General features: G+C 69.1%; 13 protein-coding genes. 8 read left to right on the top strand and 5 right to left on the bottom strand.

Annotated elements, in window-relative coordinates; genetic code table 11:
* Positions 1–164: 164 nt before the first annotated feature.
* The 4 genes from KMW22_RS00880 (at position 165) to KMW22_RS00865 (ending at position 5952) form a co-directional block, all read left to right on the top strand.
* On the top strand, positions 165–1955 hold the full coding sequence (locus KMW22_RS00880; RefSeq protein ID WP_235692412.1) for an alpha-amylase family glycosyl hydrolase: 1791 nt from the start codon (positions 165–167) through the stop codon (positions 1953–1955).
* Between the two features lie 432 nt (positions 1956–2387).
* Positions 2388–3527, top strand: coding sequence for a pyruvate dehydrogenase (acetyl-transferring) E1 component subunit alpha (gene pdhA / locus KMW22_RS00875; RefSeq protein ID WP_221088124.1), 1140 nt, complete (start codon positions 2388–2390; stop codon positions 3525–3527).
* Positions 3524–4525, top strand: a complete 1002-nt coding sequence (locus KMW22_RS00870; protein ID WP_328774544.1) for an alpha-ketoacid dehydrogenase subunit beta — start codon at positions 3524–3526, stop codon at positions 4523–4525. Before pdhA ends, KMW22_RS00870 begins: the two co-directional genes overlap by 4 nt.
* Before the next feature lie 221 nt (positions 4526–4746).
* Positions 4747–5952, top strand: a complete 1206-nt coding sequence (locus tag KMW22_RS00865) for a tetratricopeptide repeat protein (protein ID WP_235692410.1) — start codon at positions 4747–4749, stop codon at positions 5950–5952.
* Between the two features lie 222 nt (positions 5953–6174).
* On the opposite strand, the gene yidC is transcribed toward KMW22_RS00865, so the two are convergent.
* The 4 genes from yidC to rpmH all read right to left on the bottom strand — a co-directional run bounded on the left by yidC (position 6175) and on the right by rpmH (position 8765).
* Positions 6175–7848 (bottom strand): membrane protein insertase YidC, encoded by a 1674-nt coding sequence (gene yidC, locus KMW22_RS00860; protein WP_221088122.1) that lies wholly within the window; start codon positions 7846–7848, stop codon positions 6175–6177.
* Positions 7845–8099: a membrane protein insertion efficiency factor YidD gene (gene yidD, locus KMW22_RS00855; protein WP_318010901.1), complete on the bottom strand. Its 255-nt coding sequence runs from the start codon at positions 8097–8099 to the stop codon at positions 7845–7847. The genes yidC and yidD overlap by 4 nt, the downstream gene beginning before the upstream one ends.
* Complete coding sequence (gene rnpA / locus KMW22_RS00850; RefSeq protein WP_221088121.1) at positions 8096–8545, bottom strand: ribonuclease P protein component; 450 nt, start codon at positions 8543–8545, stop codon at positions 8096–8098. The genes yidD and rnpA overlap by 4 nt, the downstream gene beginning before the upstream one ends.
* A gap of 76 nt (positions 8546–8621) precedes the next feature.
* Entirely contained in the window at positions 8622–8765 is a 144-nt protein-coding gene (gene rpmH / locus KMW22_RS00845; protein ID WP_019585335.1) for a 50S ribosomal protein L34, read from the bottom strand.
* 177 nt (positions 8766–8942) lie between these two features.
* On the opposite strand from rpmH, the gene KMW22_RS00840 reads away from it, so the two are divergent.
* Both KMW22_RS00840 and KMW22_RS00835 read left to right on the top strand, forming a co-directional pair.
* Entirely contained in the window at positions 8943–9323 is a 381-nt protein-coding gene (locus KMW22_RS00840) for a ComEA family DNA-binding protein (protein ID WP_221088120.1), read from the top strand.
* 53 nt (positions 9324–9376) lie between these two features.
* Positions 9377–11551, top strand: coding sequence for a DNA internalization-related competence protein ComEC/Rec2 (locus KMW22_RS00835; RefSeq protein ID WP_221088119.1), 2175 nt, complete (start codon positions 9377–9379; stop codon positions 11549–11551).
* 31 nt (positions 11552–11582) lie between these two features.
* Here KMW22_RS00835 and KMW22_RS00830 read toward each other — a convergent pair whose 3' ends face one another.
* Complete coding sequence (locus KMW22_RS00830; protein WP_221088118.1) at positions 11583–12032, bottom strand: NUDIX domain-containing protein; 450 nt, start codon at positions 12030–12032, stop codon at positions 11583–11585.
* Between the two features lie 49 nt (positions 12033–12081).
* On the opposite strand from KMW22_RS00830, the gene KMW22_RS00825 reads away from it, so the two are divergent.
* Positions 12082–12546, top strand: a complete 465-nt coding sequence (locus KMW22_RS00825; protein WP_221088117.1) for a hypothetical protein — start codon at positions 12082–12084, stop codon at positions 12544–12546.
* A gap of 178 nt (positions 12547–12724) precedes the next feature.
* The gene (locus KMW22_RS00820; RefSeq protein ID WP_221088116.1) at positions 12725–13753 is read left to right on the top strand and encodes a thiamine ABC transporter substrate-binding protein; all 1029 of its coding nucleotides are present in this window, start codon (positions 12725–12727) and stop codon (positions 13751–13753) included.
* Positions 13754–13851 lie beyond the last annotated feature (98 nt).

Here is a 13851-nt window from a genome sequence, read left to right as displayed (position 1 = left end):
CCGGTCTGTGCGGGGTTCTGTCCTCCGCGCTTTTCCTTTCCGCCTGTTCCCAGGGGCCCACGCCTGCCCAGATTGGAACCGTTTCCAATACAGGTGATGTTCAGGCCCAGGCGATCAGTGGCACTAACATCGATGCGTGGCGGCAGCAGGTGATCTACCTCGTCATGCCTGACCGTTTCTTCAATGGAAATACTTCCAATGACACGCTGGGCGCCGCCAACTGCTTTGACCGCGCCAGCGCCACCAAGTTCCACGGCGGCGACCTTGCCGGCCTGCGCGCCAAACTGCCGTACATCCGCGATCTGGGGGCCAGCGCGGTGTGGACCACGCCCGTGTATAAGCAGGTGGGGCTGGTGAACGGCAATTCCTGCGGCTACCACGGCTACTGGCCGGACTACGCGAACCCCGACGACACGGCGCTGGACCCCAAATTTGGCACCGGCGCCGAGCTGACCGGGCTGATCAATGACCTGAAGGCAGGCGGGCAGAAGTACATCATGGACATGGTGGTCAACCACGCTGGCTACGGCGCGCGCATCACCACGCAGCAGCCCGGCTGGTTCCACAGCAACTGCACGGGCGACGAGATCGTGTGCCCGCTCGCCGGCCTGCCGGACTTCCGCCAGGAAGACAGCACGGTGGCGACCTACCTCACCAACCTCTCCAAGAACTGGGCGGCCACCTACGCGGTGGACGGCATTCGCATGGACACGGTCAAGCATGTGCCGAACAGCTACTGGCAGAACTCGTGGGTGCCCGGCGTGCTCGCCACGCGCCCGAACACCTTCCTGCTGGGCGAGGCGTTCCTGTCGGGAAGCGCTTCGCAGCTGAAGCCCTTTCTGGACGCGGGCTTTGATTCCACCTTCAACTTCCCGCTGCGGCAGGCGATGGTGGACAGCGTGGGCAAGGGCGGCAGCCTGGACCGCGTGGCCGCCAGTGTGCAGGACACCCTGGGCACCCTGGGGCTGGACCGCACCCTGCTGCAGGTGAACCTGCTGGACAACCACGACGTGCCCCGCTTTGTGAACGAGCCCGGTGTGGGCGTGGCCGAAAGCGAGATTCGCGCGCGGTATCAGAACGCCCTGGGCCTGCTGATGACCCTGCCCGGGATTCCCCAGCTGTACTACGGCAACGAACTGGGCATGTACGGCGGCTCTGACCCCGACAACCGCCGCGACATGCCGAGCTGGGGCTGGACCGACAGCGGGCGCAATGTGGCCCAGGCCAATTTCCTGGCCGGCGGCGGCACCCCCAAGACCACCTACGACCTGACCAAGAAACTGATCGGCATTCGCAAGGCCAATGCCGGCCTGTGGAAGGGCAGCTACGCCGAGCTGTGGCGGCCCAACGGCGGGCAGAACGTGTACGCCTTCTACCGGGGAAGCGGCACCAACCGCGTCATCGTGGTGCTGAATACCTCGGGCAGCAGCGCCAGCGTGAATCTGGACATTCAGGGCAACGCGGGTATCAGCGCCACCGACAAGAGCGCCCTGAACAACGGCACCGTGTTCAACGACCTGCTGGCCGAAGGCGCGCCCGCCAGCGCCACCGTGACCAGCGGCCGTCTGCCGGTCACCCTGGGCGCGGGCAAGATGGCGATCTACCGCGCCGGGGCCTCGGGCACCGGGGGCGGGGGCACGGCGGTGCCGGTCACCTTCCAGGTCACGGCGAGCACCTACTTCGGCCAGGATGTGTATCTGTCCGGTGACCGCACGGAACTGGGCGCCTGGAACACGGCCAGCGCCCTGGCGATGACCCCCAGCAGCTGCAGCGGCAGCACCTGCACCTGGAAAACCACCGTCAGCCTGCCGCCCAGCGTGGCCCTGCAGTTCAAGTTCATCAAGAAGCCCGGCGACAGCGGCGCCAGCGTGACCTGGGAAGGCGGCAGCAACCGCACGTATACGGTGCCGGCCTCGGGCACGGGCACGGTAAACGGGGGGGGCTGGCGGCCGTAAGAAGGATGTGGGCCGTGGGATGTGGGGTGTAGGAAAGAGCTGAAGAGCGGCGTATGCCGGCATCTTCTCCACTCCCCGGACTCGCAGAGAGGGCGTTCAGGCAAGCGCATCTGCCATCAGCTGTTCGTCCCCTTGGGGCTCCGTGCCGTGTCGGCCTTCTCCCTGCTGTCCCTCTTCAACAAACGAGCGTTTGGTTCCTGTGCCTCCCGGCTGCTACGCTGGGAGGCATCCATCTTGCGGGGCGCCTGCCCGCAGCCCAAGCCTATGCCTGACCGCCTGCCCTGTCCTCTTCCTGGCACGCGCCGACTGCTCAACCAGCGCCGCGCGCCCTGACGGCGTTCCACGGGCAGGCTGTGCGCGGGGCCCGCCGCGTTCAGGCTGCCTTTTCCGCTGATCTGCTGCCGGTTCATTCCCACCCCCCAGGAGCCCTGCATGACCTCACCCAAATCTGCCCCCGCCCAGCCGGAAGCCAGCGACACCGCCCCCGGCTATCAGGCCGCGCAAGCCGCCTACGACGCCGCGCAGCACGACACCCACATGGTGCAGATCGTGGCGCCGGACGGCCGCGTGGTCCGCCCTGACCTGCTGCCCGCCCCCGAAATGCGCCTGGAGCTGTACCGCCAGATGCGCCGCGCCCGGCACTTTGATGAACGCGGCTGGGTGCTGTACCGCCAGGGCCGCCTGGGCGTGTTTCCGCCGTTTGGTGGCATGGAAGCCAGCCAGGTGGGCACCGCCGCCGCCCTCACCAAGGACGACTGGCTGTTTCCCACCTACCGCGACACCGGCGCGGCCCTGACTCTGGGCCTGCCCATTGCGCGCACGCTGGCCTACTGGCGCACCAGCCCGCACGGCTGGCACATGCCCGCCGACCTGAAGGTGCTCCCCTTTTACATCCCCATTGCCACCCAGTACCCGCAGGCGGTGGGCGCGGCCCTGGCCGAGCGCCGCAAGGGCACCCGGAACGTGGCGATGGCCTTTATCGGCGACGGCGGCAGCAGCGAGGGCGACTTTCACGAGGCGCTGAACTTTGCCGGCGCCCTGAACGCCCCGTGCGTGTTCATTCTGCAGAACAACGGCTGGGCCATCTCGGTGCCCACGCGCACCCAGACCCGCGCCACGGACCTCTCGCGCCGCGCCGAGGGCTACGGGATTCCCGGCGTGCGGGTGGACGGCAACGACGCCCTGGCCACCTACCATGTCACCGCCCAGGCCGTGGAGCGCGCCCGCAACGGCGAAGGCCCCACCCTGATCGAAACGGTGACCTACCGCGTCAAGCCGCACACGGTGGCCGACGACCCCAGCCGCTACCGCAGCGAGGCTGAACTGGAGGGCTGGGACGCCAAGGACCCGGTGCTGCGCCTGCGCACCCACCTGCTTGCCGAGGGCCTGATGACCGAGGCCAGCGAAGCCGAGCTGCTGGCCGAGGTCGCCGCCGAATTCGAGGCCGCGCTGCAGGAGGCCGATAGCTACCCGGACCCCACACCCGCCGAGATTCTGGACCATGTGTTTGCCGAACCCACCCCGCAGCTGAAAAAGCAGCGCGAGCAGATCCTCGCGGAGGAGCAGCAGTGACCGCCACCGCCACCAACACGAAAACCATGACGATGGTCGCGGCCATCAACGACGCCCTGGACCTTGCGCTGGGTGCCGACAGCGCGGTGCATATCTTCGGTGAGGACGTGGGCGTGATGGGCGGGGTGTTCCGCGCCACCGACGGCCTGCAGGCCAAGTACGGCGCCGAGCGTGTGTTCGACACCCCACTGGCTGAGGCCGCCATTGTGGGCATGGGGATTGGCATGGGGCTGGCGGGCCTGAAGCCCATTGCGGAAATTCAGTTTGCGGGGTTTCTGTACCCAGCCCTGGACCAGATCCTGTCGCATGTGGGCCGCTACCGGCACCGCACCCGCAGCCGCTACCACCTGCCCATGGTCATTCGCGCGCCCTATGGCGGCGGCGTGCACACCCCCGAGCAACACGCCGACAGCCCCGAGGCGATTCTGGCCCACACCCCCGGCGTGAAGGTGGTGATTCCCAGCACCCCGGCCGATGCCAAGGGCCTGCTGCTCTCCGCGATTAATGACCCGGACCCGGTGTTCTTCTTCGAGGCGATCAAGCTCTACCGCAGCGTGAAAGCAGAGGTGCCGCTGGGCGATTACCGCGTGCCGCTGGGCAAGGCGCGCGTGGTCACCCAGGGCGACGACGTGACGGTGGTGTGCTACGGCGGCATGGTGGAGGTGGCCCAGAAGGCCGCCGAGGCCGCGCGCACCGCCGGTATTGGCGTGGAGGTCATTGACCTGCGCACCCTGGTCCCCATGGACACTGAGACCGTGCTGGCCAGCGTCGCCAAAACCGGCCGCGTGGTCGTGGTCACCGAGGCCCCGCGCACGGGCGGTTTTCACAGCGAGATCAGCGCCACCATTGCCGAGGAGGCCATTGAGTACCTGCGCGCGCCGATTGTCCGCGTGACCGGCTTTGACGCGCCGTACCCGCCCTTTACCGCCATTGAGGACGTGTACCGCCCCAACCCGGTGCGCGTGGCGAAGGCGATTAAGCAGGTCATGGCGTACTGAGAGCGGGAAGTGGGTTGTGGAGTAGAGGAACAGCCCATAGCTCAGTGATCTTCTGGGGCGAGCGACGTACGGTCGGCTCGCCCTTTTTGTTGAGCCAGAAGGGGGAACTGTTGGCCCTTTGGGCTTGTCGGCGTCCCCTGTCCTCCGTTCATCCGTCACCGCGATCCAAGGCACTTTTCAGCCTCAGGGCGGCATCATGAAGGGCAGGGACGATGCAGAGGATGCGTCTGTTTGCCCTGCTGCTAACGGCTGGCCTGCTGGTGGGGGCAGCGGCGTTCGGGGTGGGCCGCCTGCAGGGCGACAAGGTTCTGCCGGACCCCCGGTCCCAGGCGGCGGTGCCCACGGCCCCAGCGCCGCCTTCCCCGGTGGCCCAACCTGCCGAGCCCCCCGCGCCTGATCCCATGCCCGAGCCGGCGCCCGCCCCGGTGCCGGAGCCCAGGCCCGCGCCCCCGGCCGCGCCACCGCTGCCCGCACGCGCCAGCATTCCTGGCATCCGGCATGAATACCAGCGGCTGAACAACTGCGGCCCGGTCACGGTGGGCATGGCGCTCAGCCGCTGGGGCAGCACGCGCACCCAGTACGACATCGCGCCAGTGCTGAAACCGGGCAAGGCCGACGTGAACGTGTCGCCGGACGAACTGGCCGCCTATGCACGCGCGCAGGGCATGACCGTGCATCTGGCCCGGGGCGGGGACCGCACGCTGCTGCGCCGGCTGCTGGCGGCCGGGTTGCCGGTGATTGTGGAAACGTGGTTTGTCACGCCGGATTCGGGCGGCATGGGCCATTACCGCCTGCTCACCGGCTACGACGACGCGCGTGGGCAGTTCAGCGCGCTGGACTCCTACCTGGGGCCGTTGAAGATGAACTACGTCAAGTTCGACGACCTGTGGCGCTCGTTTGGCCGCACCTATCTGGTGGTCGTGCCGCCCGAAAAAGCGGCGGCCCTGCGTGAAGGGCTGGGCGCCCACGCCGACCCTCTGGCCACCAAAACGGAAACCCTGCGCGTGGCCCAGGCCGAGGCGGACCGCCGGGGGGACGCGGTGGCTTTTCTGAATCTGGGGCAGGCCAAGCTGGACGTGGGCGACGCCAGTGGCGCGGCGCGGGCCTTCGATCAGGCGCTGGCCGCCCGGCCGAACCGGACCCTGGACCCCACCCGGCCGGGCTGGGTGCAGGGCGGGCTGCCCTGGCGCGCGCTGTGGTACTCGTTTGGCCCCTTTGAGGCGTACGTGCGCACCGGCCAGTACGACAAGGTGCTGCGCCTGACGGCCGCCGTGCTGCGCTCGGTGCCCACCCACGAGGAAGCCCATTACTGGCGGGGCCGCGCCCTGATGGGGCTGGGGCGCACGACCCAGGCCCAGGCCGCCTTCCGGGAGGCCCTGCGCCTGCGACCCGGTTATACGGCGGCCCGGCAGGCTCTGGGCGTGTAAGACGGTTGCCGAACCGGGCTGCCGCCGTGACGGCCTATGTTCGACTGGAGCGGCGCGCAGAGCAGGCGCAGCGGCGCCTCTGCCAGCGTTGAATCGGAAGGGCGCCCAGCGCGGGAAACATGCAGGGCAGAACGTGCGGCTTCAGCGTTGGGCGAGAGGCCGGAGCACAACCACAGCAAAGCGCCCCACCGGCAAACGGTGGGGCGCTGCTGTTCACGCTCTTCAGTCTTTACGGGGTACGTCAATGACCTTGGTGGTCTTGTTGCCCTTGTCCACGATCACGGCCTTCTGGGGCTTGGCCGCCTTACCCGTGGCTGGAGCCGCTGGCACGACCTTCTGCACGCCCAGGTTGGCGGTTTCCTTTTCCACCTGCTTGTTGATAATCACCTGCTGCACGATGCCAATCAGGGTGGACAGGATGATGTAGATGGTCACGCCCGCCGGGAAGGTCAGCGCGAAATACAGGAAGATGATGTAGATAAACGCCTGCTGGCGGAACATCTCCGGGCTCTTGCGCGTCATCACGTACAGCTGGCCGATGTTCACAATGAGGTACACCAGCGCCAGCAGGTAGAAGGGGTCCGGAATGGCGAGGTCCGGCAGCCACAGGAAGCCGCTGTCGAACTCGAAGTTACGGATGGTGGACCACAGGGCAATCAGGATCGGGAAGGGCACGAAGCTGGAAAAGCAGCCGGCCGGGTTGAAGTTGTAATCGCGGTACAGCTGCGCCATTTCGGCCTGCATGGCGCGCTGCGAGTCCACGTCCTTGCGGTCTTTGTACTTGGCCTGCAGTTCCCGCATGCGCGGCTGCATGGCCTGCATCCTGGCCGTGGAGCGGCCCTGCGCCTGCATCAGCGGCCACATGGCGGCGCGCAGCACGATGGTCAGCACCACCAGCACCAGTCCCCAGTTGCCGATCAGCCCGTACAGCCACTCCATGAACTTCACGATGTACAGGCTGATCTGCCCGAAGAAGTTGGGCTTGAACAGGCCCGGCAGATCGCTGTAGCCGCTCTGGTACAGGTGAATCAGTTCGTTGCGCCCGCCGTACACTTCCAGGTTGCTGCTGGCCGGCACGCTGGCGGTGATCAGGCCCTGGGCGCCGCCCGTCATGGTCACGTTGACCGCGTCGGTGGGGGTGTCGCCGCTGGCCGGGGTGGCACTGGCACTCTCACCCTGCGGGCGGATGATCAGCGCGTGCGCGACCTGACTGGGGTTTTCCTGCAGCGCGGCGTACTGGATGTTGTCCACCTTCAGCTGCCCGCTGCCCTGCACGGCGGCCGGCTGCGCGCCGCCGCGGGCCAGCGCCTGCACGCGCGGGTTATCGGCCTTGCCCAGGCCCGGGAACAGCAGGTTCACCCGCTGGGGGCCGCCCGTGACCTCGGTGCGCACGTCCACCTTGAAGTTGCGGGGGTGCAGGGTCACGGTTTTCGTCACCGTTACGCCGTTCTGCACGTAACGGAACACCGCGTCCTGCCGGTTGGCCTTGACATCGGTGGTCAGGCCGGTGGGCGGCTGCGTCTGGGCCGGCTGGGCGGGGTCCAGGCCCTCACCCTGCACGGCCAGGGCCTTGCGCGCGCCCACCATGTTGACGATGCCCTTCTGGTTTTGCAGCGCGCTGAAATCGTAAGAGCCGTCAGCGCGCCGCTTGATAAAGGGGGTGCCCGCGTAGCTCTTGACGTACCAGCCGATCACCTCGCCGCGTTCATTGAACACCACGTCCTGCAGGTTGCTGGTGGCGATGTACTCATTGCCGCGCACGCCGTCAAAGTCGGCGGTGATCCACTCGGGGGTGATGGCCTTGCCGAAGGTGGGCAGGGGGCCAGTGGTGCCGCAGCCGGTGAGCAGCAGCGCGCCGCCCAGGGCGGCAAGGGACAGCAGATGTCTGGTCTTCATGGGGTGTGGGGGGGCCTCTTGGGGAAATGGTCGGGCACCGGGTCAAACCCGCCCGGCACGAAGGGGTTACAGCGCAGGATGCGCCACGCCGCCAGCCAGCCGCCGCGCAGCGAGCCGTGGCGCTGCAGGGCCTGCGCGGCGTATTCCGAGCAGGTGGGGCTAAAGCGGCAGGTGGGCGCCGGCTTGCGCGGCGAGAGGCGGCGCTGGTAAAAGCGCACGCCCCGGACCAGCAGGTCACGCAGACCGCTCACCGGGGCTCACCGCCCGTCTGGGGGTCGGCCTGGGGGGACACAGAAGGCACGTCTGCCGGTACGCGGGCCGGCGCACCCGGGTTCCCCCCGCGCGCCCGCCGCCCCGGCGCTTTGCTCAGCGCCCGGTGCAGCGCGGCCTGCAACTGCTCAAACGGCGCGCGCAACACCGCCGGGTTGGGCATCAGAATGGCGCGGCAGGCGGGCAGGCCGCCGGGCAGGGTGCGCAGCGCCTCGCGCACGCGGCGCCGGGCGCGGTTGCGGTCCACGGCGCGCTTCAAGGTCTTTTTGGGCACCACGATGCCCACGATGGCGCGCGGCTGCCACGCTTCCCCGTGGCGGGGGCGGTACTCGGCCACGCGCAGGGTAAACAGCGGGTCGCGCACCACGGCGCCGTGGGCACGCACCTTGCGAAATTCCCGGTCGCCCCGAAGCGAATCCAGCGCCACCGGACGGCGGGGCCGTGCCTGCGTGGCGCTGGGGGGGGTGGACTGGGAAATGGCGGGCGCTCCCGGTGAAGGGGGCTTACTCGTCAGAGACGGTGAGCTGGTGGCGGCCCTTGGCGCGGCGGCGCGCCAGGATGTTGCGGCCGGCCTTGGTTTTCATGCGGGCGCGGAAGCCGTGGGTCTTGGCCCGCTTGCGGACGTTGGGCTGGTAGGTACGCTTCATGGTGCTTTCTCCTTCTGCTCGCGGAGTGGGCCACACTGCTCTTGCCGGCCCCGCGTCACGCGAGAAGCGCCTCCCTGGGGAGGCAAACTCTGGAAGTGTAGCACGCTCTAGCAAGAGCCGAAAAGGGGCGCGCATGTGCGGCAGCGCCCGCACCGGGCAGCCTCTAGCCTGGGGCGCATGCCGAGTTCCCCACCCTGGAGCGCGCTGCTGGTCGGCGGCGTGCTGCTGACTGCTGGCCTGAGCCTGGGCCCAGTGATCTGGCCCCGCGCGCAGGCCCCGCAGGTCACGCGCGTGGCGCTGCCCGCCCCAGCAGCCACCGCGCCCAGCCGTGAGCCACCCACCTACCCGGCCACCGCCAGCGTGCAGCCCCTGATTTCGGGGCGCCTGAACCTGAACACCGCCACCACCGAGCAGCTCGAAGCCCTGCCCAGGGTGGGCCCCGCCGTGGCCGCGCGCATCGTGGCCGGACGGCCCTACCGCTCGCTGGCGGATCTGGACCGGGTCAAGGGGATTGGCCCCTCAGCCCTGCAGACCCTGCAAGGGCTGGTGACCTTCTGAGCAGCGCCGCGATCCTGGCGCTCCACCAGCCGGCCAGTGCGCGGGCCACCGCAATGGCTGGGCGCCTGCCGTGGTCGGTGCCCGCTGTGCTGGGCGTGATCGGCGGCATTCTGCTGGCGCTGGGGCTGCCCTGGGGCGCAGCTGTGCTGGTAGCGGCAGCGGCCCTGGCCCTGCTGGACGCCCGGCCGCTGCTGCTCGTCGTGGCCCTGCTGGGCGGCGGCGCCGGGTGGCTGTCGGCCCACACAGTGCTCTCGCGCCCCGAGCCCCTGACCCCGTGGCTGGGCGCCCAGGTGACCTTGAAGGGCGAGTGGGACGGTCAGTTTCTGACCTTGGCCGAGCCGCGCGCCCGCTTGGCGGTGAGCCCCAAGCCCACGCAGGGCCCGGGAAAAATGGAGGTGGCCGGCCGACTGGTGGACCCGCAGGGACGCCGCACCCCTGGCGGCTTCGATCAGGCGGCGTGGCTGCGCGCCCAGGGCGGCCTGTTCGTGCCCACTCCCGGCGCCGTGCTGGTAGGGGCCAGGGTGAAGGCCCACCAGCCTCAGGGAGGGCTGCGCGGCTGGTTCCGGCAGGGGCTGAGTGCGGGCCTGAGCGAGCGGCAGGCGGCGCTGATGCAGGCCGTGGAACTGGGCGACCGCTCAGACATCAGCCAGGAGGACTTTGCGCCGGGGTACGCGGTGCGCGACGCCTTTGCCCGCGCGGGCCTGGCGCACCTGATGGCGCTGTCCGGACAGAACGTGGCGCTGATCACCGGGGTGCTGGTGTGGCTGCTGATCCGGGCCGGCGCGGCGCCCGCGTGGCGTTACGGCCTGCCGGCCGCGCTGCTGCTGCCCTACCTGCTGCTGCTGGTGCAGCCCTCGCCCAGCATCACGCGGGCAGTCATCATGGGCGCGGCGGTGCTGCTGGCGCTGGCCCTGGGACGCGGACGGCCCGATCCCCTGGGCCTCATCGCCCTGGCGGCGCTGGCCTGCCTGCTGCTGTTCCCACTGTGGCTGCTGGACGTGGGGTTTCAGCTGTCGTTCCTGGCGGTGCTGGCCCTCACGCAGACCCCGCGCGTGGCCGAGCGGCTCCCGGCGCGCTGGCCCCACGCGCTGCGGCTGGCGATCAGCGCCACTGTGCTGGCCGAACTGGGCACCCTGCCGGTGGTGGCGGGCACCTTTGGGCAGCTGCCGCTGGTGGGCCTGCCCGCCAATCTGGTGGCCGGGGTCATCATGGCCGCGCTGGTGCCGCTGGGCTTTCTGGCCGGGCTGCTGGGCCCGCTGGCGGCGCCGCTGAACATGGTCGGTGGCCTGCTGGCTTCGGCGCTGCTGGCGGTGGCCGAAACGTTTGGACGGGCACCGGTGTTGACCTGGGGGGCCATCGGGGCGGCGGGGGTGGTGGCCTACGCCACGGCGCTGGGCGCCGGGTGGCTGTGGCTGCTGGGCCGGGTGCGGGCCCGCGCGGCCCTGGGCACCCTGCTGGCCGGCCTGCTGCTGACCGCCCTGCCCGGCTGGCTGCGCCCGGCGCGGGAAGTGGTGTTTCTGGATGTGGGCCAGGGCGACAGCACCCTGATTCGCCTGCCGGGCCTGACCATGCTGATTGACGCCGGCGGGTCGGTGGGCAGCGACTACGACGTGGGCGGGCGCACGGTGGTGCCGGCCCTGCGCGCCCTGGGCGTGCGGAAACTGGACGTGCTGGTGGCCACCCACGCCGACACTGACCACATAGAAGGCGTGCCCGCCGTGCTGCGCGCCCTGCCGGTGGGGGAACTGTGGGTGGGCCACCGCAAGAAGGGCGACCCGGTGCTCGACGCCGTGCTGGCCGAAGCCCAGGCCCAGGGCGTGCCCGTGCGCGAGGTGCGGCGCGGCGACCACGTGCAGGCGGCCGGCGTCACCCTGACGGTGCTGTGGCCGCCCGGACCCTCCTGGCAGGAAGAGGACAACGAGAACAGTGTGGCCCTGACGCTGGACTCGCGAGGCTGGCGCGCGGCCTTTCTGGGCGATCTGGCCCAGGCGGGTGAGGCGCAGGCGGGGCCTGGCAACCTGGACCTGCTGAAAGCCGCGCACCACGGCAGCCGCCATTCCAGCGGCGAGGCGCTGCTGTCGCAGGCCACCCCCGCCGACACGGTGATCAGCGTGGGCCGCAACACCTACGGTCACCCCCACCCCGACGTGCTGGCACGGCTGACCCAGGCAGGGTCCAGGGTCTGGCGCACCGATCAGGTGGGCACCATCCGCTGGCCGGTGCCGTAGGAGGTAGTGGGGTGTGGGCCGTGGGAAAAGATTAGAGAAGGGTGCGCAGGCCGTCCCAGCCGTCAATCAGCTCAGTCAGGTGCTGGCCGCCCAGCAGATGCGCCTCCAGAATGCCGGGCAGCCAGGGCAGCACATCAGGCGGCAAGGCCTCCAGGGCAAACCAGCCCACCGCCGAGGTTTTTTCGAGCGGCTGGGGCTCGCCTTGCCACACGCGGGCCAGGAAGAACACGTCCAGGCCCGCTGTGCCCTCCAGGTCATAGCGGCAGGCGCCCAGACAGGTCAGGGCGGCGGGGTCCACGCTCAGGCCCACCTCTTCCCAGGTTTCGCGCACGGCGGCCTGGGCTAAGCTCTCGCCGGTTTCCACACGCCCGCCGGGCAGGCCCCACAGCCCACTCGCATAGGACGACCCCGCGCGGCGCCCCAGCAGCACGCGCCCCTGTCCGTCTTGCACCACCAGCCAGGACACCAGATGAAACGTCATGCGCTCAGGTTGGCATGCCTGGCAGGGTTTTCCCCTCTACCCTGGAGCCATGAGCTGCATTCTGCGCGTCTGGGGGCACTTTGATGTGGCCGCGTTTCTGGCCGGCACAAACCTCACCCCACATCACGTTTGGCGCGAGGGGGAACCCGAGCCGTCTCCCTCCGGCTCCCGCATCACGCGTGACTCTGGTTTGCTGCTCGCTGCCAGTCCAGCCGACTTCTGCCAGCCCGAACAACAGATTGAAGACGTGATCGCCTTCCTGCAGACGCACCACGCCAGCCTGCTCACACTGAATGAGCTGCTGACCGCCACAGACCCGGAGTGGGACCACACCTATGCGGAACTGGACTTTGGCATTGAGGACCGTGTGGGCACCCTGAATGAATGGGGACGCGAAATTGCGCATCAGGGCGACCGTTTTCCGCCCATCCTGATTCGGCTGGCCGGGCAGCTGGGCCTGGGCCTGACCGTGTCCCGGTATCCCCGCACGCCCCCCGAGGACGGCGAAGCCTGAGCCCACCACCCATGCGCTATCTTCGCGGGTGCGTCACCGGGGGTGCCTACCCAGAAGCTGGGCGGCTGAGACTTACCCCAGGAACCTGATCCGGGTCATTCCGGCGGAGGGAGCGTGACCGGCCCCGCTTCTCTGGCGGCGGCCCCCGCTTCCCCTCGTGACGCGAGGGGACTTTTTTATGCGCACAACACTGCTGCTGGGCCTGCTGCTGGCCGGGGCCGCCCAGGCCCAGACCACCCTGACCGTGATCACCCACGACTCCTTTGACGTGGACAAAAAGCTCATTGCCGCCTTCGAGAGCGCCAACAAGGTCAAGGTGCGCTTCGTGAAGGGCGGCGACGCCGGCGAACTCCTGAACCGCCTGATCCTGACCCGGCGCGCGCCGGTTGCCGACGTGGTGTACGGCCTGGACAACAGCCTGCTGCCCCGCGCCCGGCAGGCCGGCATTCTGGACCCCTACAAATCCCCGGCCCAGGGCCGCGTGCCCGCCGAATACCGCCTGGACGACGCCGGCCTGCTGAACACCGTGGATTATGGCTTTGTGGCCCTGAACTACGACCGCGCGTGGTTTGAAAAGGCGGGTCTGGCGCTGCCCAAAAGTCTGGATGATCTGAAGACGCCCACCTACGCCAAGCTGACCGTGGTGCAGAGCCCGGCGACCAGCAGCCCCGGTCTGGCCTTTTTGCTGGCCACCGTGAACCACTACGGCGAGGCTGGCGCGTGGGCGTGGTGGCGCGCGGCGCGGGCCGGCGGCATGAAGGTCACGCGCGGCTGGAGCGACGCCTATTACAAGGACTTCACGAAAAACGGCGGCAAATACCCCATCGTGCTGTCCTACGCCAGCAGCCCCGCCGCCGAGGTCTTTTACGCCGACGGCTTCAATCCCCAGAACCTGCCCGCCCAGAGCCCCACGGGCAACCTGTTCCTGCCGGGCAGCGTGTACACCCAGCTGGAAGGCGTGGGCATCCTGAAGGGCACCAAACAGCCCGCCCTGGCCCGCAAATTCGTGGACTTCATGCTGAGCGCCCCAGTGCAGGCCGATATTCCCACGCGCATGTGGATTTACCCGGCCGCCAAGGCCACGCCCCTGAATCCGGTGTTCAAGTTCGCCCAGCAGCCACCCCTGAACCCCATCAAGCCCGCCGTCAGCGCCAACCCCCAGCGCCTCGTGGACGCCTGGGTAACACAGGTGCTGCGCGCGAGGTGAGGAAAGGGAGGCAGGTGGCGGGCAGCGGGGCGCGGGAAAAACAGGGAATGAGTCCAACAGGCCACCCCACGCTGACCTTTAGCTCTTCAAAGTAGAAC

Origin of the sequence: Deinococcus aquaedulcis (assembly GCF_019693445.1) — a bacterium.
Taxonomy (GTDB): Bacteria; Deinococcota; Deinococci; order Deinococcales; family Deinococcaceae; genus Deinococcus; species Deinococcus aquaedulcis.
Note: the sequence above shows the minus strand (reverse complement) of the source record. Positions and strands in the feature narration are given on the sequence as shown.

Bases quoted from the DNA above. Each gene is read 5' to 3' on its own strand.
- KMW22_RS00825 (WP_221088117.1), top strand. From the start codon at position 12,082: ATGAGCTGCATTCTGCGCGTCTGGGGGCACTTTGATGTGGCCGCGTTT.
- yidC (WP_221088122.1), bottom strand. From the start codon at position 7,848: ATGAAGACCAGACATCTGCTGTCCCTTGCCGCCCTGGGCGGCGCGCTG.
- KMW22_RS00820 (WP_221088116.1), top strand. From the start codon at position 12,725: ATGCGCACAACACTGCTGCTGGGCCTGCTGCTGGCCGGGGCCGCCCAG.
- KMW22_RS00840 (WP_221088120.1), top strand. From the start codon at position 8,943: ATGCCGAGTTCCCCACCCTGGAGCGCGCTGCTGGTCGGCGGCGTGCTG.
- rpmH (WP_019585335.1), bottom strand. From the start codon at position 8,765: ATGAAGCGTACCTACCAGCCCAACGTCCGCAAGCGGGCCAAGACCCAC.
- KMW22_RS00865 (WP_235692410.1), top strand. From the start codon at position 4,747: ATGCGTCTGTTTGCCCTGCTGCTAACGGCTGGCCTGCTGGTGGGGGCA.
- KMW22_RS00835 (WP_221088119.1), top strand. From the start codon at position 9,377: ATGGCTGGGCGCCTGCCGTGGTCGGTGCCCGCTGTGCTGGGCGTGATC.
- KMW22_RS00880 (WP_235692412.1), top strand. From the start codon at position 165: ATGCCTGACCGTTTCTTCAATGGAAATACTTCCAATGACACGCTGGGC.
- pdhA (WP_221088124.1), top strand. From the start codon at position 2,388: ATGACCTCACCCAAATCTGCCCCCGCCCAGCCGGAAGCCAGCGACACC.
- KMW22_RS00830 (WP_221088118.1), bottom strand. From the start codon at position 12,032: ATGACGTTTCATCTGGTGTCCTGGCTGGTGGTGCAAGACGGACAGGGG.